This window comes from Dokdonella fugitiva (assembly GCF_004342425.1).
GTDB lineage: Bacteria > Pseudomonadota > Gammaproteobacteria > Xanthomonadales > Rhodanobacteraceae > Dokdonella_A > Dokdonella_A fugitiva.
Genome location: NZ_SLWQ01000001.1, coordinates 926,873 through 948,481, shown reverse-complemented (window position 1 = coordinate 948,481; position 21,609 = coordinate 926,873). Strand labels below are relative to the sequence as shown.

At 72.7% G+C, this 21,609-nt stretch carries 15 protein-coding genes and 1 riboswitch; of the genes, 3 read left to right on the top strand and 12 right to left on the bottom strand.

Annotated features, from left to right (window positions below; genetic code table 11):
• Window positions 1–71: 71 nt before the first annotated feature.
• From EV148_RS03995 to ubiK, 5 genes are all read right to left on the bottom strand, one after another.
• The gene (locus EV148_RS03995; RefSeq protein WP_158287308.1) at window positions 72–662 is read right to left on the bottom strand and encodes a nucleotidyltransferase family protein; all 591 of its coding nucleotides are present in this window, start codon (window positions 660–662) and stop codon (window positions 72–74) included.
• Window positions 646–1,677: an XdhC family protein gene (locus EV148_RS03990; RefSeq protein ID WP_131993744.1), complete on the bottom strand. Its 1,032-nt coding sequence runs from the start codon at window positions 1,675–1,677 to the stop codon at window positions 646–648. Before EV148_RS03990 ends, EV148_RS03995 begins: the two co-directional genes overlap by 17 nt.
• 75 nt (window positions 1,678–1,752) lie before the next feature.
• Window positions 1,753–3,531 (bottom strand): potassium/proton antiporter, encoded by a 1,779-nt coding sequence (locus EV148_RS03985; RefSeq protein WP_158287307.1) that lies wholly within the window; start codon window positions 3,529–3,531, stop codon window positions 1,753–1,755.
• 60 nt (window positions 3,532–3,591) lie between these two features.
• Window positions 3,592–5,091: a YifB family Mg chelatase-like AAA ATPase gene (locus tag EV148_RS03980; RefSeq protein ID WP_131993738.1), complete on the bottom strand. Its 1,500-nt coding sequence runs from the start codon at window positions 5,089–5,091 to the stop codon at window positions 3,592–3,594.
• A gap of 205 nt (window positions 5,092–5,296) precedes the next feature.
• Window positions 5,297–5,563, bottom strand: a complete 267-nt coding sequence (gene ubiK / locus EV148_RS03975) for a ubiquinone biosynthesis accessory factor UbiK (RefSeq protein ID WP_131993735.1) — start codon at window positions 5,561–5,563, stop codon at window positions 5,297–5,299.
• Window positions 5,564–5,862: 299 nt separating this feature from the next.
• Between ubiK and EV148_RS03970 the strand changes: the two genes are divergently transcribed.
• Window positions 5,863–6,201: a P-II family nitrogen regulator gene (locus EV148_RS03970; RefSeq protein ID WP_131993732.1), complete on the top strand. Its 339-nt coding sequence runs from the start codon at window positions 5,863–5,865 to the stop codon at window positions 6,199–6,201.
• 18 nt (window positions 6,202–6,219) lie between these two features.
• On the opposite strand, the gene EV148_RS03965 is transcribed toward EV148_RS03970, so the two are convergent.
• The 4 genes from EV148_RS03965 to EV148_RS03950 all read right to left on the bottom strand — a co-directional run bounded on the left by EV148_RS03965 (window position 6,220) and on the right by EV148_RS03950 (window position 17,777).
• Window positions 6,220–9,300, bottom strand: coding sequence for a ligand-binding sensor domain-containing diguanylate cyclase (locus tag EV148_RS03965; RefSeq protein WP_158287306.1), 3,081 nt, complete (start codon window positions 9,298–9,300; stop codon window positions 6,220–6,222).
• Window positions 9,301–9,383: 83 nt separating this feature from the next.
• A complete protein-coding gene (locus tag EV148_RS03960; protein WP_131993726.1) occupies window positions 9,384–9,941 on the bottom strand; it encodes a TMEM165/GDT1 family protein in 558 nt (185 codons plus the stop codon).
• Window positions 9,942–10,026: 85 nt separating this feature from the next.
• Window positions 10,027–10,117, bottom strand: a riboswitch (yybP-ykoY riboswitch).
• 59 nt (window positions 10,118–10,176) lie between these two features.
• A complete protein-coding gene (locus tag EV148_RS03955) occupies window positions 10,177–15,207 on the bottom strand; it encodes a S8 family serine peptidase (protein ID WP_158287305.1) in 5,031 nt (1,676 codons plus the stop codon).
• Window positions 15,208–15,374: 167 nt separating this feature from the next.
• The gene (locus EV148_RS03950; RefSeq protein ID WP_131993720.1) at window positions 15,375–17,777 is read right to left on the bottom strand and encodes a winged helix-turn-helix domain-containing protein; all 2,403 of its coding nucleotides are present in this window, start codon (window positions 17,775–17,777) and stop codon (window positions 15,375–15,377) included.
• 312 nt (window positions 17,778–18,089) lie between these two features.
• On the opposite strand from EV148_RS03950, the gene hemP reads away from it, so the two are divergent.
• On the top strand, window positions 18,090–18,290 hold the full coding sequence (hemP, locus tag EV148_RS03945; RefSeq protein WP_131993717.1) for a hemin uptake protein HemP: 201 nt from the start codon (window positions 18,090–18,092) through the stop codon (window positions 18,288–18,290).
• A 32-nt stretch (window positions 18,291–18,322) separates the two neighbouring features.
• A complete protein-coding gene (locus EV148_RS03940; RefSeq protein WP_131993714.1) occupies window positions 18,323–18,964 on the top strand; it encodes a hypothetical protein in 642 nt (213 codons plus the stop codon).
• Between the two features lie 27 nt (window positions 18,965–18,991).
• Here the strand turns inward: EV148_RS03940 and EV148_RS03935 are convergent, their stop codons facing one another.
• The 3 genes from EV148_RS03935 to bioH are packed head-to-tail and all read right to left on the bottom strand — an operon-like array spanning window position 18,992 to window position 21,602.
• Window positions 18,992–19,987, bottom strand: a complete 996-nt coding sequence (locus EV148_RS03935) for a multidrug resistance efflux transporter family protein (protein WP_131993711.1) — start codon at window positions 19,985–19,987, stop codon at window positions 18,992–18,994.
• Window positions 19,984–20,844 (bottom strand): malonyl-ACP O-methyltransferase BioC, encoded by an 861-nt coding sequence (gene bioC / locus EV148_RS03930; protein WP_131993708.1) that lies wholly within the window; start codon window positions 20,842–20,844, stop codon window positions 19,984–19,986. The genes EV148_RS03935 and bioC overlap by 4 nt, the downstream gene beginning before the upstream one ends.
• A complete protein-coding gene (bioH, locus tag EV148_RS03925; RefSeq protein WP_131993705.1) occupies window positions 20,841–21,602 on the bottom strand; it encodes a pimeloyl-ACP methyl ester esterase BioH in 762 nt (253 codons plus the stop codon). Before bioH ends, bioC begins: the two co-directional genes overlap by 4 nt.
• Between the last annotated feature and the right edge of the window lie 7 nt (window positions 21,603–21,609).

Here is a 21,609-nt window from a genome sequence, read left to right as displayed (position 1 = left end):
CGGACAAGAACCGCGCACGAACGGGCAAGCGGCGCCCGATCCGCCGCCGATCCGCGGGCCGGCCCGCGACATCAATGGAACCGCTCGAGATCGTCCGGCGTATCGAGATCGCGTGCGAGTGCAGGTGCGGCGACCGCGACCACCTCGCCTGCGCGCGCGCGCAGCAGCGCACGCGCACCCGTGTCGCCCTGCAGCTGCATCGCGTCCGCGAACCATGTGCGCGGCAACAGTGCGGGCACGCCGAGCACGCCCGCGTACGCACTCGCAGCCGCACGCGCGGGTGTCGCGCGCCAGGCATCGCGCAACGCCCGCAGGTGCGCGCCATCCAGCGCAGGCTGGTCGGTCAGCGCGACGAGCGCGCCTTCGCATGCCGCCGGCAGCGCCGCGATGCCGGCGCGCAGCGAAGCGGCAAGGCCCTCCGCGTGATCGCGCGCAACGATCCGCTGCAGCGGCAAGTCGGCGGCGCACGCGCCGAGCGCGTCCGCGTCGTGGCCGAGCACGACGACGAGGGAGTGCGGCGAAGTGTCGAGCAGCGCGCGCGCGGCGCGGCGCAGCAGGGGCTCGCCTTCGACTTCGATCAGTTGCTTGGCGCGACCGAGCCGCGTCGATGCGCCCGCGGCGAGCAGGATCGCGCCGTGAACGGGCTCATGCGCGCGTCGCACGCGCGAATTCCTGCTGCAGCTCCGCGACGACCGCAAGCGCGATCGCCTCGGCGCCCTCGCCGCCAAGGCGCAGGCCGATCGGTGCGTGCAGGCGCGGTTGCAAGGCATCACGCACGTCGGCGATTTCCCCGAGCAGTTCGTCGCGCCGCTTCGCGGGACCGAGCAGGCCGACGTAGGGCACGGCCGTCGCCGCGAGCGCACGCAGGCAGCGCGCATCGAGGTCGAGGTTGTGGTTCATCACGAGCGCGGCGTCGAAGCGCGTGGCGGCGACGACGCCTGCGAGTGCATCGGGGCCCTCGCGATGCTCGGCGTCGACGCCGCTGCCCGCGGCGAAACGCAGCCAGCGCTCGCGATGCTCGGCGAGCTCGACGCGCCAGCCGAGCAGGCGCGTGAGCGCGAGCAGCGGCCGCGTTTCCGGACCCGCGCCGAGCAGCAGCACGCGCGGCGCCGGCGCGATGCGCACGTGGCGGTCCGCGGCGAATGCGTCATCGTCCCCGGCGACGCCGCCGCGTTCATCGAAGCGATGCCGCTCGTCGGCGACGCGCGCCTCGCCGCTGCCGAGCCGCGGGCCGGCGGCGACGAGGTCGAGCGCGACTTCGAGATCCTGCGCATCGGCTGCGCGCAAGGCACGGCGCAACGGCGCGGCACCGGCCGGCAGCGGCAGCAACAGCACTTCGACGGAACCACCGCAGCCCGTGCCGGAGCCGAACACGCGGTCCTCGTCGCCGCTGGTGTCGAAGCGCGCCGCCTGCGCGCTGCCGTTGGCGAGCACGTCGCGCGCGCGCGCCTCGAGTTCGGCTTCGAGGCAGCCGCCCGACAGCGCGCCGACGCGCACGCCGGCCGCATCGAGCAGGATCAATGCGCCCGGCTTGCGATAGGTCGAGCCGCTGCTGCCGACGACGACGCAGAGCACGCCATCGCGGCGCGCGGCCGAGAGCGCCTCGACGCCGGCGACGAGTGCGCGCAAGCCGCCGAGCGGCGGCATGGAAGGCGATGGGTCGGCGTCGGGCGACATGCGGGTCACGTCCACGGGAGTCGCGCATCATAACGACGCCGATCGCCTGCCGACGCAGACCGCGTCACACGCCGCTCAGCGCGCGACGAAGCGTTTCGGCAGCAGGCGCGCGAGCCAGGGCCGTCGCACGAGCACGTTGCCGAGCCGTTCGAGCTTGAGGCCGACCTTGCGCACGCCCTCGTCGTCGAGCTCGCGTGCGACGAGGCTCACCGGACCGAGGCGCACGCGATCGCCGACCTCGACCGTATGTTCGTAGCGACGTGCGAAATGCTCGGCGAGCGTGAGCGGCGCGTCCTTGGCGCGCACCGGTACCGCGTAGAACTCGGCGACGTCGGCGAGGCGCACGTCGGCGTCGAAACTGAATTCGCCGAACATCTCGCGTTCGGCCTCGCGCGCTTCCTCTGGCGGCGCGAACAGCCAGTCCAGGCGGTACACGCGCCCGGGCGGCGCGAGCAGATAGGCGTAGTCGCCACCCTGCAGCGCGCCGGCCGTCTCGGGCATGAGGATCTCGCCGCCGCGCACGATCATCGCGAGCTGCGCCCAGCCGGGCAGGCTCGCGTCGCCGAGGATCGCCGCGCCGGGCGCGACCGCGTAGCCGACCATCTCGCGTTCGAGCGAACCGGGGAGGTCGAGCTCGACGCGGCGCACCGCGCGGTCGCGATGCGGCAGCGCGACGTCGAGCAGGCGCGCGGCCAGCCCGAGCGTCCAGCCCTGCACGAGCAGCGAGGCGAGCACGACGATGAAGGCGACGTTGAAGATCAGTTGTGCGTTCGGCAGCCGCATCAGCATCGGAATCGAGGCGAGGAAGATGCCGACCGCACCGCGCAGGCCCACCCACGCGACGAAGCCGATCTCGCGCTTGCCGTAGCCGAACGGCGCGAGGCACAGGGTGACCGCCAGCGGGCGGCCGACGACCATGAGGAACGCGGCGACGCCGAGCGCGGGCAGCAGCGCGGGGCCGAGCGTATGCGGCGTCGCGAGCAGGCCGAGCACGAGGAACATCGCGATCTGGCACAACCAGGTGCCGGCATCGAGCACCGACAGCAGGTGGGAGAAGCCGGGCACGTTGCGGTTGCCGACGATGACGCCGGCGAAATACACCGCGAGGAACGCGCTGCCGTGCAGCCATCCGGTCACCCCGAACACGAACAGCGCGGCCGCGACGAGGAACAGCGCGGCGAGGCCGCCGGACAGCGGCAGCTTGCGCATCGCCACGGCGATCGCGAAACCGCCGAGCGCGCCGCCGAGGGCACCGACGCCGAACTGCAGCGCGAGCTCGAACACGATATCGCTGCCGGCGACGCCACTCGGCGCGGCGAGGTACTCGGCGAGCAGGGTCGTCAGCAATACGGCGACCGGGTCGTTCGCGCTCGATTCGATCTCCAGCGTCGCGCCGACGCGCGAACGCAGCTGCAGGCCGCCCGCGCGCAACAGGAAGAACACCGCGGCCGCGTCGGTCGAAGCGACGACCGAGCCGAGCAGCAAGGCCTGCACGGGCCCCAGACCGAGCAGCGCGCGCGCGGCGAGGCTGGTCAGTGCCGCGGTCACGACGACACCGACCGTCGCGAGCAGCAGGGTGGGCGCCGAGACGCCGCGGAAGCTCTCGCGGCGCGTGCGCAGGCCACCGTCGAACAGGATCACCGCGAGCGCGAGCGAGCCGATGCGGTAGGTCGTGCCGATGTCGTCGAAATGGATGCCACCGGGGCCGTCGACGCCGGCGAGCATGCCGACGACGAGGAACACCAGCAGCAACGGCGCGCCGAACCGGCGCGCGATCAGGCTCGAGCCGATGCCGACGAGGACCAGCGCGGCGGCACCGGCGAGCAGCCAGTAAGTGTCGTGGATTGCATTCATTCGTCGTGTCCCGGGCATGGATCATAGCCGGGCCGAACCCTGCCAAGGCGTGTGACCCGCTCAGCCGCCGAATCGGCGGTACTGGATCGCCTCGGCGAGGTGGACTTCCTCGATGCGCCCGCTGCCGGCGAGGTCGGCGAGCGTGCGCGCGACGCGCAGCACGCGGTGGTACGCGCGCGCGGAGAGGCCGAGCCGGTCGACCGCGCGGTCGAGCAGGGCATGCTGGCGGGCATCGAGCGCGCAGTCGCGTTCGACCTCGCGGTTGCCGAGCCATGCGTTCGGTTTGCCGGCGCGCTGCAGCTGGCGCAGGCGCGCGGCGACGACGCGTGCACGCACGGTTCCGCTGTCCTCGCCCACCACGCCGTCGCGCAGCTCGGCGTGGGCGACGCGCGGCATCTCGAGCTTGAGGTCGATGCGGTCGAGCAGGGGACCCGACAGGCGCGCGCGATAACGCGCGACGACGTCGGGCGTGCACCGGCAGCGGCCCGATGGATCGCCGGCGTAGCCGCACGGGCACGGGTTCATCGCCGCCACGAGCTGGAAGCGCGCGGGAAACTCGGCCTGGCGCGCCGCGCGCGAGATCGCGATGCGGCCGGATTCGAGCGGTTCGCGCAGCACTTCGAGCACGTGCCGGTCGAACTCGACGATCTCGTCGAGGAACAGCACGCCATGGTGCGCGAGCGACACCTCGCCCGGTCGCGGCAGCGTCCCTCCGCCAACGAGCGCGGCGGCCGAGGCGGTGTGGTGCGGCGCACGGAACGCACGCTGCTTCCAGTTCGCGACGTCGGTGTCGTGCCCTGCGACCGAACGCACCGCGGCGAGTTCGAGCGCTTCGTGCTCGTCGAGCGGCGGCAGGATGCCCGGCAGGCGGCTCGCGAGCATCGTCTTGCCGGTGCCGGGCGGCCCGACCAGCAGCAGGTTGTGCGCACCCGCGGCGGCAACCTCGAGCGCGCGCCGCGCATGCGGCTGGCCGCGCACGTCGGATAGGCACGGCAACGGGCTCGCGCGCCCGTCGTCGATGCCGCCACCCTCGGCACGCGGCAAGTCGATGCGGCCGGCCAGGTGCGCGCACACCTCCAGCAGCGAATCCGCGACGCGCACGTCGGCGTCCTCGACCAGCGCGGCTTCGCGCGCGTTGTCGCGCGGCACGATCACGCGCCGGCCGCGACGCGTCGCCTGCAGCACCGCCGGCAGCACGCCGTGCACGCCGCGCAGTTCACCCGACAGCGCGAGTTCGCCGATGAATTCGCAGCCGTCGAGCGCGTCGCGCGGCACGCGGCCGTTCGCGGCGAGCACGCCGAGCGCGATCGGCAGGTCGAAGCGCCCGCCGTCCTTGGGCAGGTCGGCCGGGGCGAGGTTCACGGTGACCCTGCGCTGCGGGTATTCGAGCTGTGCATTGAGGATCGCCGCGCGCACCCGGTCCCGCGCTTCCTTCACGGTCGTTTCCGGCAAGCCGACGATCGACGTACCCGGCAGGCCCCCCGACAGGTGCACCTCGCACGAGACGAGCGGCGCGGCGATGCCGACCTGCGCGCGGCTGTAGACGACCGCGAGGCTCATCGGTGCACGCGCGCGAGGGAATGAAAAGAGCCCGCTGCCCGCGCCATGGGGTGAACTACGGCGGACAGCGGGCGTCCCGGGAAACCCGTTCGGTGGCGTTCCATGCGAGCGGCCTCCTTGCCGGGGGCGAGCATGCCCGTCGCCGCCAAGGCGCGGGCAGATGACTGGCGTCGGGCTCGCCGGCGCCGGCGAGGCCCGTGCAGCCTCAGTGCTTCGGCGCGGCGTTCGCGGCCAGCGTGCGTTCCAGCGCGAGCACCTGCTGTTCGAGTTCTTCGATCTTCTCGCGCGTGCGCAGCAGCACGCAGCGCTGCACGTCGAATTCCTCGCGCGTGACGAGGTCGAGTTCGCGCAGTCCCGACTGCAGCGCGCTGCGGAAATTCGCCGTGAGGTCGGCGCGCGCCTCCTGCAGGCCGGGTGGCACGAGGGCCGCGAGGCGTTGCGCGAGCGTGTCGATGGCTTGGACGTGGATCATGCGTTCACCCTTGCATGCTGATGATGGCGTACATCGTAGCGGCGGACCGCAACCTGTGCCGGCCGTTCGCGTCCGTCGCGCCGCGCCGCCTCCATGCGGACGACCGGTGGCGGACGCGATGCCCGCCACCGGCCGGAGCTTCCGTGCGGCGCCGTTCCGTCGGCGCACCTCCCCGCAGCGGGCAGTCTAGGCAGGGTGCATGTCGCCGCCATCCGCGGAATTCGGAATGCGCTGTAGGAAAACTCCTACCGGGTGATCGGCTATAGTCGCGAAGCTGAACCAGCCACCGGGAGACCGCGATGCAGATGGTCATGGCGATCATCAAGCCGTTCAAACTCGACGACGTGCGCGAAGCGCTCGCCGAGGTCGGCGTGCAGGGCATCACCGTCACCGAGGTACGTGGCTTCGGCCGCCAGAAGGGTCATACCGAGCTCTATCGCGGCGCCGAGTACGTCGTCGATTTCCTGCCCAAGATCAAGCTCGAAGTCGCGGTCCCCAACGACCAGCTCGAGCGCGTCGTCGAGGCGATCAGCCAGGCGGCGAACACCGGCAAGATCGGCGACGGCAAGATCTTCGTCTGGCAGCTCGACCGCGTCGTGCGCATCCGCACCGGCGAACTCGACGCCGACGCGCTCTGACCCGGGCATCGCGCGCGGTCAGCCCGCGCCGGCGGCGCCGCCCACTTCGCCGACGAACACGAAGCCTTCGGCGACGCCTGCTTCGACGCGCGCGCCGACCACGCGATCGCGGCCGCCGCACTTGGCGCGATACAGCGCCGCGTCCGCGAACGTGATGACCTGATCGACGCCGTGGCGGCGCGGTGCCTGCGGGTCGAACGGGAACGCGGCCCAGCCGATCGAGCAGGTGACCGGCAGCAGCGTGCCGTCGATGGCGAACGGCGTCGCCGCGATCGCCTCGCGCACGCGTCGCGCCGATGCGAACGCGCGCTCCCGCCCGGTGTCGCGCAACACGACGAGGAACTCCTCGCCGCCCCAGCGCAGCGCGACGTCGCCGCTGCGCAGCAGCGCGCGCAGGCGCCGGGCGAACTCGACCAGCACGGCGTCGCCGACGGCGTGGCCATGGTGATCGTTGATGCGCTTGAAATGGTCGACGTCGGCGAGCACGAAGACGAGGTCCGCATCACGCTCGCCGCGCGCGGCACGGCGGATCGTGCGCTCGCACTCGGGCGGCAGCTCGAGGCCGAAATAGCGGCGATTCCACAGGCCGGTCAGCGCGTCGGTCAGCGATGCGTGCGCGAGCCGGCGGTTCGCTTCGGCGAGGGCACGCGTGCGCTCACCGACCTCGCGCTCGAGCGCATGCGCGCGTGCCGCGAAGGCGCGCGCGCGCAGCCGCCCGGCGTACAAGCCGAGCAGGATCATCGCGATCGCATACGACACGAATGCCCACGGACGGCGCCACCATGGCGCGTGCACGCGGAACGCGCGCGTCACCGGGCCGCTCTCGACGCCATCGGCGGCGCGCGCCCAGGCGCGGAATTCGTAGCGTCCGGGTGGCAGGCGCGTGTAGCTGCGCCGCGGGTCGTCGTTCCATTCGCCCGGTTGCGCCTCCAGCCCGACCAGCTGCGTGCGGTAGCGCGAACGGTAGTCGCGCTGGTAGGCGAGCAGGCCGAGTTCGAACGCGACGTTGCCGTCGGCTTCGTCGAGGTCCGCGCCCTCGCCGAGCTCGCGGCCACTGCGTTCCTCCGTCGCCGCGAGGATGCGCAACGGCCGCGGCGCGGCGGGCGGGCGTTCGGCGGCGGGATCGTACATCGCCACGCCTTCGATCGTGCCGCCCCACAGGCGACCCTGCGCGTCGACCAGCGAGGCGCGCGTGAATTCGAGGTCGGGCAGGCCGTCGGCGAGGTCGAAACGCTCGATGCCGGCATCGCCGGGACCGCGATGGCCGGCCGGCAGGCGCAGCACGCCATAGGCGCCGAACAGGTACATGCGGCCGCTCGCATCGAACTGCAGCTGGTAGATCGACATCGTGTCCGTATCCACCGGCAGCACGACGCGGTCGCAAGCGAAGTCGCGATCGAGGTCGATGCGCAGCACGCCGTCGAACGTCGCGGCCCAGAGCACGTGGCCACGACCCGGCGCGCCGCGCTCGCGCAGGTCGAAAACCGCCGTGTCGCCCATGCCGTGGCAATCGAGCAGCCGCCAGGCGTCGCCGCGCATGAAGTACAGGCCGCGCTCCGCGCCCGCCCACAGCGTCGTCGTGCCGTGCACATCGCGCGTGTCGCGCAACACGCGCACGAAGAAGTCCGCCGGTTCGCCGGACACGGGTGCGCGCTCGAGGCGGTCGCCGCGCATGCGCGCGACGCCGCCGCGCGTACCGAGCCAGAGCGTGCGCGCGCCGTCGTCGTCGTGCTGGAGGTGCAGGCCGAGCACCGTGTCGTCGGGCAGCGCGGAGTTCGCGCTCGTGTACGCGCGCACGCCGTCGCGCGTGACGCGCAGCAGGCCTTCGCGAGTCGCGGCCCAGAGGCCGTCGCCGTCGCGCACGAGGTCGAATACTTCGCTGCGCGCGTACGGCGCGGGCAGCCATGCCCGCCATTCGCCGCCGTCGCGGCGCACGCTGCCGCTGCTCGTGCCGATCCAGACGGTCTCCTTCCCGTCGGGGAACCGCGTTTCGCCGAGGCCGACGACGACGCGACTGGGCAGGCCGGCGCGCTCGCCGAAGGCGGACCAGGCCTGCGGTTCCCCGCGCAGCACGCCGCTATGGCCGGAGGCGAGCCAGAGCACCGGCGCAGGCTGGTCCGCGTCGGTGACGAGCGCGCTGTTGATCGCGTTTTCCGGCAGCCCGTTGGCGGTCGTCGTGCGCCGCCAATGGCCGTCTTCGTCGAACTCGGCGAGGCCGCCCGCCGGCAGCGTCGCGACGAGACGCTCGCGGCCGTCGCCCTGCGGCATGCGCACGAAGCGGCTCGCGCCGCCGGGGAAGCCGGACCGACCCGCGTACACGGTGAGGGTCGTGCCGGAAAGGCGCGCGACACCGCGGGCGGTGCCGACCCAGAGGTCGCGCCCCTCGGCGCCGCCCCATTCGGCAAGCGCGATGACCCTGTCGTCGGGCAACCCCTCGGCGCTCGCGAGTCGCCACTCGGCCCGATGCGCGGCGCGGTGGGTGTCATCGATGCGCAGCACGCCCGCATCGGCCGTGCCGACGTACAGCGAGCTCGAGCCGCGCGTACGCAGCAGGCTGCGCACGGCGAGCCCGCGTGCGGCGTCGAGCGCGCGGCAACCGTCGGCGCTGCACCGTTCGACGCCTTCGTCCGTGCCGACCCAGACCACGTCGGCATCGGCGAACAGGCTGGTGACGTTGCGCGCACTGCTGCGCGGCACGCGCGCGAGGCGACCGTCCCGGTACACGTGGAGGCCCGCGGTGTCCGTGCCGACCCAGACGACGCCGTCCGCGCTCGCCGCGAGCGCGGTCACGTAGGGTTGTCGCGTCGGGGAACCTTCCGCGAACGGCAGGTTTGTCCAGCGCCGCCCGTCGTAGCGCGCGAGTCCTTCCTCGGTGCCCGCATAGACGAAGCCGGCCCGATCCTGCGCGAGCGCGGTCACCCAGTTGCGCGGCACGCCCTCGCGGCTCGCGTAGCGCCGATAGCCTTGCCAGCGCAGCGCCGCCTCGGCCGTCGGCGCCGGGCCATCGACGGGCACCGGCGGCGCGGCGCCGGCATCGGCGCCGCCGAGGGCGAGCGCGAGCAGGGCAGCGCCGCGACACCAGTCATGCCAGCGGCGCATACGACGGCAGATTGGCAACATGGAACAAACGATCGTGCATCTCCGCTTCGCCGGGTCGTCACCGCGTCCTGGCCGCGGCGGCCTCAGCGCAGCAGGATCCAGGCTCCCAGCGCCGCGAACAGCAGCGCTGCGCCGATGCGCGCGGCGCGCAGCGGCAGCTTCGACGCGAAGCGCGCGCCGAGCAGGACGACGGGAACGTTTGCAAGCAGCATGCCGAGCGTGCTGCCGGCGACGACCTGCCACAGCGGCGAGTACTGGGCCGCGAGCACCACCGTCGCGACCTGGGTCTTGTCGCCCATCTCGGCGAGGAAGAACGCGACCAGCGTCGCGACGAGCACGCCATGCCCGGCGCCGCGCTCGGCCTCGGCCTCGTCGGCGGCATCGGGCTTGAGCGTCCACAGCGCGACCGCGAAGAAGCTCAGCGCGACGATCCACTTGAGCGCCTGCGGTGAGAGCCAGTGGGCGACGAGTGCCCCGGCGGAGCCCGCGAGCGCGTGGTTGACGAGCGTCGCGAGCAGGATGCCGAGACAGATCGGCCAGGGCCGGCGGTACTTCGCGGCGAGGATCAGCGACAGCAGCTGGGTCTTGTCGCCGATCTCGGCGATCGCTACCGCGGCAGTCGAAACGAGCAGGGTCTGCATGGGAACTCCGGGCCGGGACATGGACGCGATGGATCGCGCACGCAGTCCCGGCCGGGTGCTGCCTGCACGAACCAAAGGTCTTGCCGAAGGTCCCGTCGGACCCCGCGCGCGCCATGGCCTGCCGGCCAAGTGTGTTGACGCGCGCCACGCGCGCTGCGCGCGGCTACTCCCCGATGGAGCGCGCGCAGTGTAGCGGCACGGGCGCGCGGCGGCCAGCCACGCGCCCGTGCGTCGTTCAGTCGAAGCCGTCGGCGAAGATCGCGTCGGCACCGGCGCCGACCTGCATCGTCACCGGCACGACGAGCGTGGTCGTCGCGCTCGCGAGGCACATCGAACCGCCGTAGACACCGTCGCCGTGGCTCGTGGCATCGAACAGCGCCTGCAGCGGCTGGATCGCGTCCGCCTCGATGTGCCCGCCCGCGGGCGCGAGCGCGAGCCAGTCGACCGGCACCGCGTTCGCGCCGCACGGGTCGCTCGCGAGCGTATCGAGTTCGAGGATCAGGTGGACCCAGTCGAAGCCGACCTCCGGGTAGGCGAGCGGCTCGTCGATGCCGCAGTCGTGCGCGGCCCAGTAGGCCGGCGCGCTCTCGCCGTCGCTGTTGCCCCCCGGAAAGAACGTGCTCGCGCCGGCCACGCCCGAGGGCACGTGGATCTCGGCGACGAGCACGCTGTCGCCGGCGACGTGCAGCGGCGTGTCGAACGTGACGCTGATGCGCTCGAGGCTCGTATCGGCGACGTCGATCGTCTTCTCCGCGAGCAGTTCGAGGTTGGCGAACGTGAACTCGCCGTGCAGCGCGTGCACGCGCACCGTGACCGGCTGCGATCCCGCCGCCGACATCGCCGAGTCGACCGCGAACGTGACGCCGCGCACCGTCGTTTCGAGCGCGGGCCCGCCACGTGCGGCGAGGTCGAAGCGGCGCAGGTAACGGTTGTCGAGCGTGTAGCCGGTCGGCGGGTTGATGCAGGCGAAGCTCGTGTCCTGCGTCGGTGTCGGGCTCGTCGTCTGCACGAGTGGTACCGGCGAAGGCACGGCCGGATCGCCGCCGACGCGCAGGCTCCAGTCGGTCGCTGCGGCGCCGGAGTTGAGCAGGTCGAACGCGAGCGATGCGGCCTGGCCCGCCGCGACGGTGCCGACCGGTGCCGCGGGATCGGTACCCAGGCACGGCAGAAGCGCGCGCAGGTCGATGTCTGCGGGCGTGTCGTTGCCGGCGACGACCGCGAACGCCTGCGTCACGGGCTGATGCGCAGGCGCTTCGACGGTGAGCGTGAACGGTCCGTGCGAGGCCTCGACCCAGTAGCGGTACGCGCCGTCGTCGCCCGTCGGTGTCGTGAAGGTTTCGCCGGTCGCGGCATGGATCGCGATCGTCGCGCCCGCGAGTGCGGCCGGATGCGCATTGCATGCACCGAGGCCGCGCACGACGCCGACGAGCGCGCCGTAGCTCGCCGGTGCGGTAACCGTCATCGTCGCTTCGACGTCGCCGAACGGCCAATCGTACGGCGTGTCTTCGGCGACGCGGATCGGCACGCGGTACACGCCCGGCTGCGCGAGTTCGCGCGCATCGAACAGGACGTCGAGTGCACGGCTCTCGCCCACGCCGAGCGCGCCGTGGTCAGGCGTGATGTCGACCAGCGCATTCGCATTGATCGACTCGAACAGGTGCACCTGGTCGACGATCACCGAGCCCCACGGCGGCGTGCCCGTGTAGTGGAAGCGCACGCGCACGTCGGACGCGCCGGCGAATGCGCTGAGGTCGAGCTCGATCAACGCGCCGGGCCCGCTGCCGTTGTTCTCGCGCGTTTCGCTGTGCACCGTCGTCCACGTCGCGCCGCCGTCGGCCGAGGCATCGATGTCCAGGCGTGGCGCGTTGTCGGCACCTTCGAACAGCGACAGGAAGAAGCCGAGCGATGCGGTGTGGCTGGCCGAAAGATCGAGCGGCGGCGACACGAGCGCGCTATCGGACGCTTCGCCGCCCCAGCATGGATAGAGGTCGACCATCGCCGCGCGCCCGTCGCCGCCCGCGGTGTTCCACGCCTGCGCGGGATCGAGCGCGCTCCACGGGCACCCGTCGCCGACCGTGACGATATCCCAGCCCGCGGGTGGGAACGTCGCGCCTTCGAAGTGCTCTTCGATCGCAGGGCCTTCGAAGCCGAACGCGAGCGGCGCGGTGCCGCTGTTGTCGGCGGTCAGAGATGCATGCGCGATGGTGCCGAGCTCGACCGTCGCCGACGGTGCCGCCGGATACAGGCGCAGCCGTCCTGCCGGCAGTGCGAGGTCGGCGCGCGACGTGGCGCCGTTCGTGACGTTCGCCGACACCGTCGCATCGCCGTAGCCCGCCGGCAGGGTCCCGCGCGTCGCGGTCACGCCCGGCGTGCCGCCCGGTGCGTGCGCGGCGAAGAAGCCGTCGCCGACGCCGGGATCGTCGCTGCGCACGGTTGCGACCGCATTGCCGCCGGCGATGCGCACCTCGGCGCCGACGAGGCCGATGCCGGTGTTCGCGTCGCGCACATGGCCGACGACGAGGCCGCCGCTCGCCGGCGGCATGCACGCGCCGACCACGCGCACGTCGTCGATCGCCCACGGTCCGCCGAGGCGCGGCTCGCTTTCGCTGCTGCCGTCGTCGGAATGGAAACGCAGGCGCGCGCCGTTCGCTGCCGCGGCCGACAACGAGAGCGTCTCTTCGGTCCAGGCGCCGAGCTCGTACGCCGACTTCGGCGCGCCGAGCGCGATCCAGCTGGCGCCGCCGTCGGTGCTCGCCTCGACACGCGCGTGGCCGCCGGTGTCGACGTAGTAGCTGCGATAGCGCAGCACCGGATGCGCGAGCGCGAGACCCAGCGGCGGCATTTGCAGGTAATCGCTGCGGCCGTCGTTGTCCCAGCCTTCGCCGGCGCCGAGTTCGTCGTTGGCGGCGGCGAAACGGCCATGCGCGGGAATCGGGAAGATCGCGGCACTCGTTTCGCTGCTGTCGCCGAACAGCCAGCCGAGGCCCGCGCTCGAGCGGCTCCATCCAGGCGGCGGCGCGCTGCCGTTGTCTTCGAACGTTTCGGCGAGCACGTTCGACGCGTAGGTGTAGCCCGGCGCCTCGCACGCGACGAGGTCGGCGTCGAGTGCAAAGTCCTGCTCCGCGGCCGCGCCGACCGAAGCGAGTTCGCGCGATGCCGCGCGATAGCCGGTGACGTCGCTCGCGACATCGAAGCGATAGGGGCGGCCCTCGGGCAGGCGCACCGAATAGCGCCCGCTGACGGGATCGCTCCACACCGGCCCGTCGGGATGGCCCGAGATCGTGATCTTCGCGTGCAGCGGCCACCCGGTCGCCGCATCGACGACGCGGCCGGACACCTTGACCATCGGCGCCGTCGCGAGCACGACGTCGTGCAATGTCGTCGCATCGGCCTGCACGCGCACGCCGGTTTCGCTCGACGGCAGGTAGCCGTACGCGGAGACGCGCACGGTGTAACCGCCGCCTGCGTCGACCGGCATCCGGCGCACGTAGCTGCCGTCGATGCCGCTCGTCGCCTGGAAGACGCGCACGTTCTCGTCGACGAACACCTCGATCTTCGCGCCCGCGATCGGCGTGCCCGTGGCGCTCGCCACACGGCCGCGGATGAATCCCTGCGGTCCGCACGCGTGCGCGGCTGCGTCGACCGCGCGTGGCGCGTCGACCTCGCCCCAGCCGGTCGCATAGTTCGGCAGGTTGCCGATGCCGGGCGGCGGCGAGCCGCCGCTGGCGTAGTCGATCGGCCGCGCGGTCTGCATGAGGATGCCGCCGAGCGCCGCGTAGTCGCCGCGCAGGCATTCGCCCGCTTCGAGCATGAGCGCGACGAGGCCGGCAATGTGCGGCGCGGACATCGATGTGCCGGTCATCGTCGCGTAGCCATTGGCGCCGTCGATCGCGGAAAGGATGTCGACGCCGGGCGCGACGACCTGCGGCTTCATCGTCGGATAGCCGCGCGGATCGGGATAGTCGGGCAGGCCCGCGCTCGCCTCCAGGCCAGGGCCCCACAGCGAATGCGGTGCGTAGGCGCCGTCGTGGTTGCCGGTCGAGCCGACCGCGAACGCGCTGCCGAGCGAAGCCGGGCTCGTCACCGTCGACAGGCCCGGGGGCTCGGGCAGTCCGCAATTGCCCGCGTTGCCCGCGGCGAACACCGGGAAGATGCCTGCGGCGACCCAGGCCTCGACGACGTCGCGGTAGAAGTCGTCGGCGCTGCCGTCGCAGAGGGAGTAGCTGCCCCACGAGTTGTTGACGACCTGCGGGCGCAGGTCCGGGTTAGGCGCGCTGCCGTCGGTTTTCGTCGGCGCGAGCATGAACTCGCCGCACGCGGGCAGCGCGAACTCGCTGCCCTTGATCGGCAGGCCGAGGCACGCGATCCAGCGCGCGCCGGGCGCGACACCGGTGCGGCGGCGCAGCTGCGCGTCGGCAGCACCGTTGTCGCCGACGACCGTGCCGGTCACGTGGGTGCCGTGGCCCTGGCCCTGGGAGCCGTCGGGTTCGGTCGTCTCCAGCAGCGGCGCGTACCAGTTGTAGTCGTGCACGAAGCCGCCCGCGCCGAGGTTGCCGCGATACGCCTGCACGATCGCTTCGTGGCGGTAGAACACGCCGTCGTCGATGATGCCGACGGTGACGCCGTCGCCGGTGGTGCCGTCGTTCCAAGCGTGATCGGCGCCGATCCAGGCGACGTTGTCGGTCGTGCCGTCGGCGTCGTGGGGCCGCGCCGCGGTGCGCACGGCCGGATGCTCGGGCGCGATCAGTTCGGCCTTCGGCAGTTCGCGGATGCGTGCGACGCCGGGTGATTGCGCGACGCGCTGCAAGGTCTGCATGTCGCCCTGCTCGACGAGGATCGTGTTCTTGATCCAGTACGCATGAAACGCGACGCCGCGCTCGCGCAGCAGGCGCCGCACGACCGCCTGGGTGCGCTCGGCGGTGTCGCGCAGGCGTTCGTAGACGTAGCGGCCGCGCGCGGTCCAGTCGAGCGAGCGTGCGGCGGAAAGGTCCGCGCGCTCGCGGAACTCGATCGCGAAGCCGCTGCGCTCGCCCGCGGCGAGCCGGCGTTGCAGCGCCGGTGCAATCTCGATCGCGGTCGTCGCGGGGCTGCCGGGTATGGCCGCGCTGCCGCGGATTTGCGCCGCGGGCGTGCGGACCACGCCGGTCGAGGCGAGCAGGCCGTTGCAGAACACGAGCAGGGCGGCGCCGAGCATCGGCGACAGGAAGCGGCCGGGCGGGCGCGGGCGGCGGGCGCGCGCCGGGCGCGCGGGTGCGACATCGTGCATGGAACTCTCTCGTCGGTTCGGCGGCGGGACGCGCATGTCGACGTGGGCGCGATGCCGATCGTCGCCGAGTCCCGGTCGCTGCAGGCTAGGCGAGCGGACCTGCGCTTCGCATTCGCGAACCCTTTGCGTGCCCTGTGCTGCCGCTGAAAAGCAGCATCGACAACGCTTTAGCGCGCGGCGGTGCGCACCGGCTCACGCGTGAGCTCGACCGGCACGACGCGTTCGCCGGCGAGGCGACGCGCCTGTCCGAGTGCCTCGCGCCAAGGTTCGACCTGCGCGAGCGCGTGGTAGAGGCGCACCTGCAGCAGCGCGGCGTCGTAGCTGCGTGCCGCCCAGCTCGCCGTCCGCGCGGCGACGGGCCCGGCGCGGGCGAGTTCGCCCCGCGCGAGCATCGCCTGCGCATAGGCCATGCTCACGCGCAGCACGTCTTCGGGCACGCGCTGGCGCTCGGCCTGCGCGAGCGCGGCGGCGAAATCCGCATCTGCCTGCGCGGCGGCGCCGTTCGCCGCGGCATGTTCGGCACGCGCGAGCACGCCATAGAGCCGGGCGACCGGAGCTCCATCGCGTTCGGCCCAGCGTGCGAACGCGTCGACGTCGTCGCGTGCGGCCCCGATATCGCCCCGCGCGAGGCGCGCGCGTACGAGCGCGAGCCACGCGCCGGCCTGCTCGCGCGGCGTCTCCGCCTGCCAGCTCGTCTTCAGCACGTCGGCCGCCTCGTTCGCCGCGTGCGCCGCATCGCCGCGGGCGAGCGCCTCGCGCGCCGCGATGATGCGCGCGGAGCCGAGCAGCGGCGCGTCGCCCGCGCGCGTCGCGTCCGCGATAACGCCGGCGAGCAGCGCCTGCGCCTCGCCGAGCCGGCCATTCGCCGCGAGCACGTCGACGCGGGCGAGCGTCGCGTAGCGCTTCCATTGCGGATTCGGTTCGCGTTCGACGAGTTCGCGCAGGCGCACCTCGCCGGCGAGCGCGGCGACCATATCGAGCTGGTAGAGTCTGGCGTAGGCCGCCGCGACGCGCGCGAACAGCTCGCTGGTGAGGTCATGGAAATTCGCGAGCTGGTCGGCGCCGCGCTCGAGCAGCGGCAGCGCTTCGGCATAATGGTCGCGCCGCGCCTCGAGGATGCCGAGGTTGGCATCGATGCGCGCGAGGCCGAGCCGGTCGCCGACGCTCTCGAGCACGACGCGCGCCTGCGCGAAATCGGCGACCGCTTCGTCGAAGCGGAACAAGGCGCTGCGCGCGATCGCGCGCCCGGTCAGCGCGCGGCCGAGTTCGGGCGACGGCGCCGAATCGCCGAGCAGGGCGACGACGCTGCCCGCGATGCGTTCGACCGTCGCGTAGTCGTCGCGGCGCAGCGCGACGTTGCCGAGGCCATTGAGCACGCGCGCGCGGAACAGCGGGTCATCGCCGGACGATCCCGCGGCGAGCAGCGACTCGAACGTCGCCTGCGCGGCATCGAGGCGGCCACTGCGGAAATCGATGCCGGCGCGGCGGAAGCGCACTTCGGGGCGCGCGGCCTGCTCCGCATCGAGCGTGTCGAGCAGCGCACGCGCGGTGTCGGGCTGGTCGGCGAGCATCGCCGCTTCCGCCTGCTGCAGCACGCCGTCGAGCGCGCGTTCACGCGGCGAGCGGGGGTCGTCCTCGCGCGGCGGCACGAGGCCGAGCTGGGTCGCGGTGCGATCGGCGGCGATGCGTGCGGCTTCGAGCAGGTCGCGCGCGTCGCCTTCGACGAACAGTGGCGGCGTGCGTCCGAGCAGGCTCGTTACGCTCACGCGCCAGGAGCCGCCCGACTGGTTTGCGCGTGCACGCAACACGAGCGCGGCGGCCGATGCGCCGGCCATCGCCTGTAACTGCGCCGCGTCGGGTTCGTTGCTGCCGAGATCGCGCGCGAGCGGGACCACGTTGTCGCTCGGCACCATCGCCTGGCCCGCGCTGCGCAGCCTATCGGCGATGAGTTCCATCGCGCCGAGCCGCGCCCAGGCGTACTTCGCATCGGCGTCGACGGCGACCGGCAGCAGCAGGGCAAGGTTCGCGTGTGTGCGCGGTGGTGGCGGTCTGCGCGACCACCACGCCGCAGCAAGCGCGAACAGCAGCACGGCCGTCGCGCCGGCGAACATCGCCGCGCGCACGCCGCGTGCGCGTCGCGCGTGCCCGGTCGGGACAGCTGCATCATGCACCGCATCACGTTCGCCGGCATCGATCGCAGGCGCTGGAGGCGTTTCGCGCGCCGTCGCCGCGCCCGTTTCGGCAACCCGCGCGGCGCCGATCACCTCGACCGCCGCGACCCAGGCGTAACCGAAGCGTGGCACCGTGCGGATCATCCGCCGCGCCTCGTCGGTATCGCCGAGCGTGCGCCGCGCGCGCAGCATCACCTGGTCGAGCAGGTTGTCGCTGACCTCGCTGCGCCCCCACACCGCGGCCATGAGCTCGTCGCGCCCGACCGCGCGCTCGCGATGTTCGATCAGGTAGGCGATGCAGTCGAACGCCTTCGGCGGCAGCGCGAGCAACGCATCGCCACGCCAGAGTTCGCGCCGCGCAGGATCAAGCCGGAAATCATCGAAGCGGAACTGGTGCAAGCGCGGCGATCCCGACGGTCGTGTTCGAAGCGGGCAGACGTTACGCGCACCCGGCAGCGGATGGTAACGGCGAACCGTCCGTTCGGCTCCCGCATGGCGTGGCGAGGGCGGCGGCCTTCGGCGATCCCAGGCACGACGACCACGGATGGCATGTCGGTTTGCGCTTTTCCAACGAATCCCTGGCGCAGGCCGTGCGCGGTGAGGACGAGGGCACCGAGGCGTATACGCCTCAGCGTACCCTGCGAATCAACGAGTTGACATTCAAATGAGAATCATTATCATCAATCGCGTCCATAGAACGGAGCGATGGCCATGCTCGACTCGATTGCTGCACAGGCGCCGTCCGCGGAGCCGACCGTCACCTTGCCGGATCGACCGGCCGCGCCGCTGCGCGCGGCACGCATCAGCAGTGGTGTGCTGCTCGGTCGCGGGCGCGAGCTCGTGATCGAGCATGCGGGGCAGGAATACCACCTGCGCCTCACGCGCAACGACAAGCTCATCCTCACCAAGTAGCGCGACCGCGCGCTCGCCTCGACCTGACGCCCATGAGCAGCTTCGACGATCGCAGCGATGCCGATGGATGCCTGCCGCACGAGGGACCGCCGTACGCGCCGCCTGCCGTGTGCACATCGCGCGGTCTCGACCTGGCGCGACTCGCCGACGCCCTGCCGAAGCTCGGCACCGTGCTCTGGCTCGAGCGACGGCCGCCCGCAGCGGCGCCCGCGCCAGGCCTGCTGCCGCGCGGCGTCGTGTTGCTCGATCATCCTGCACTCGCGGTGCTCGCGCGCTGCAGCGACGTCAGTGCGTGCGAAGCGGTCACGCCGAATGGGCCGCGCGAGTGGCTCGCATTCGCGAGCGCCGACGGCGAGCCGCGCGCGAAGCTGTTCCTGCTGCCCGACAGCGACTATCTCGCCTGGGACGAGATGACCGCGCAATGCCGCAGCGTGGGCAGCCGCGACCCTGCATCACGCTGGAGCGCGCACGCGGCCTTCCTGCGCAACGCGCTCGCACGCATCGCAGGCGGCTGGCGCGCGCGCCTGCTCGCGTTCGAACAGCGGCGCCTGCCGTGGTTGCGCACGCTCGATGCGCGCCCGCCCTTGCGCATCTCGCTGCTCGGCCTCGACCTCGCGCGCGCGATCGCGCGCGACGAGGGTGCCGAACTCGTCTCGCCGCTGCACGCAGCCTGACATCGACGTGCGCCAATGCGCCGTCGTTCACGCGCCGCGATCGCAGTGCAACGCGCGCGTCGCGCGTCGATCACCCGCGGCACGCCGCCCGACCAGCACGCCGAGCGCGACGATGCCGGCGATGACGAGCACGGCACCGACCACGGCCCAGCCATGCGGCACCGCTTCGCCGAGGAACAAGACGCCGAGCAGGCTCGAGAACAGCAACTCGGCCGCCTGCATCGCCTCGACCGCGCCGAGCGCGGCGGGATCGTCCTGCACCATCGCGGTCGCGCGGAAGAACAGGATCGTCGCGATCGTGCCGGTGAGGAGGGCCACACCCGCCGCGAGCAGCACCTGCGACCACGGCGGCACACCCGCGGCGTGGCCCGCATACGCGGCGACGCACCACCAGAACGGCTGGCTCGCGAGTGTCATGCCGAACACGCGCTGGGTCGCGTCGAGCTGTTCGCCGGTACGTTCGAGGTGCAACAGGATCGCGCGGTTGCCGAGCGGGTAGAGGAACGCGGACAACGCGACAGCGCCGAGCGCGAGCCAGGCGTCGCGATCGAGCCGGCCGTGGAAGTGCGCCCCCTGCATGAGTGCGACACCGAGCACGATCAGCGCGCCGAACGCGAGCGCGGCGAGCGGCAGGCGCGCACGCGCGTCGCGATACAGCAGCGGCGCGAGCAGCATGCCGGCGATCACGGTGAGCTGGAACGTGCCGGCGACGAGCCACGCCGGCGCGTACGCGGCGGCCCAGGTCAGGCAGACGCAGAAGAGGCCGAAGCCGACGCCGCTCCATGCGAGCCAGGCGAGCGGATGCGCGCGCAGCGCCGACCACACCGCGCGGAAGCCGCCGCGCCAGGCGAGCACGACCCCGAGCATCGGCAAGGTCAGCAGGTAACGCAGTGCCGCCGACCATGCCCAGTGGCCGCCACCGGTCGCCATTGCGCGGTTCAGCACGTACGTCGCGGTGAAGAACAGCGCCGCGGCGAGGCCGAGCGCCACCGCGACGAGCGCGTGCCCGCGTCGCGCACTCATCGACGCCGGCTGCCGCGCAGCCGCTCGATCGGGAAGCTCGCGATGTCGCCGCCGCTTTCGCGGCGCGGCTGTCCGGGCGCCGGCGCGCGCGCGATCGCGTAGACGACCTCGTAGGTCGCCGGCAGCACGCCGTCGGCGCGGAATGGCTCGTAGGCCGCCTCCACGCGCGCGAGATGCGCCTTGCCGGTCAGCGTGCGCTGGCGCTGCACGTCGGCATTGGTCGCACCGATCGCACGCAGCTCGCGCATGAGCCCGCGCAGGTTGGCGTAGGTGAGCACGAAATCCTCGCGCTCCATGACCGGATCGCGAAAGCCGCTCGCGAGCAGGCCGTCACCGATGTCGTGCATGTCGACGAAGCGGCTCACGTGCGGTGTGCGGTCGACCTCGGCGAACGCCGCGCGCAACTCCTTGAGCGTGTCCGGCCCGAAGGTCGAGAACAGCAGCAGGCCTTCGGGCCGCAGCACGCGGCGGAACTCCGCGAGCGCGAGCCCGGGATCGTCGCACCACTGCAGGCACAGGCTCGAATGCACGAGGTCGACGCTCGCATCGGCGAGCGGCAGCGCCTGCGCATCGGCGCCGACGCGCGGGAAGGAGCGATCGACTTCCCGCAGCATCGGCAGCGCGAGGTCGAGCGCGATGATGTCCGCGTCGGGAAAGCGTGCGCGCAGCGCAACGCAACCTTCGCCCGGACCGCAACCGACGTCGACGATGCGCCGCGGCGCGAAGCCCGCGACTTCGTCGAGATGCTCGCGCAGGCGCAGCGCGACTTCCGCCTGCAGCGGCGAATGCGCGGCATAGCTCGCCGCGGCGCGGCCGAAGGCGCGGCGGATGTGCGCGCGATCGAGGCCCGCGCTCATGCCGGCAGCTCCGCCGCGAACGCGACGAGCGCGTCGGCGATCGCGGGCGCGAACTCGAGGAACGGCGCATGGCCGCTGTTGAACTCGAGCGCGCGCGCGTGCGGCGCGTGCCCGGCCGCCCACTGTACTGCACCGGGCGGGACCAGGCGGTCGCGCCGGCCGCCGATCCACAGGCTCGGCATCGCGAGCCGGCCGAGCGCGTCGCGCAGGTCGTTCGCATCGAGCGCCGCGAGGCCGTCGCAGAGTGCTTCGAGGCGCGGCTCGCCGCGCGCGAACACGATCTGGCGCAGCTCGCGCAGTTGCGCCTGTGCGTGCGGCGAGCCGAGCGTCTCGAGCGCGAGGAAGCGCTCGATCGCATGCCGGTAGCGCGCATGCAGTTCGTCGGCGAACTCGCCGAACACGGTCGCGGCGACGCCGTGCGGCCAGTCGGGCGCGGCGACGAAGCGCGGGCTCGAGGCGAGCATGACGAGGCCGCGCACCCGTGCCGGAACGTCGAGCGCGGCGCGCAGCGCGACGAGGCCGCCGAGCGACCAGCCGACCCAGAGCGCGCGCGGCGTTGCCGCGGCGATGCGGCGCGCACTGTCGGCGACGTCGAAGCGCACTTCCCCGCGCGCGAGGCCGTGGCCGGGCAGGTCGACGAGGTGGACGCGGAAGTGCGGCGCGAGCGCGTCGAGCAGCGGCGCGAAGATGCCGCCGTGCATCGCCCAGCCGTGGATGAGCACGAGGTCGGGACCTTCGCCGTGGATTTCGATGTGCATGTCGTCG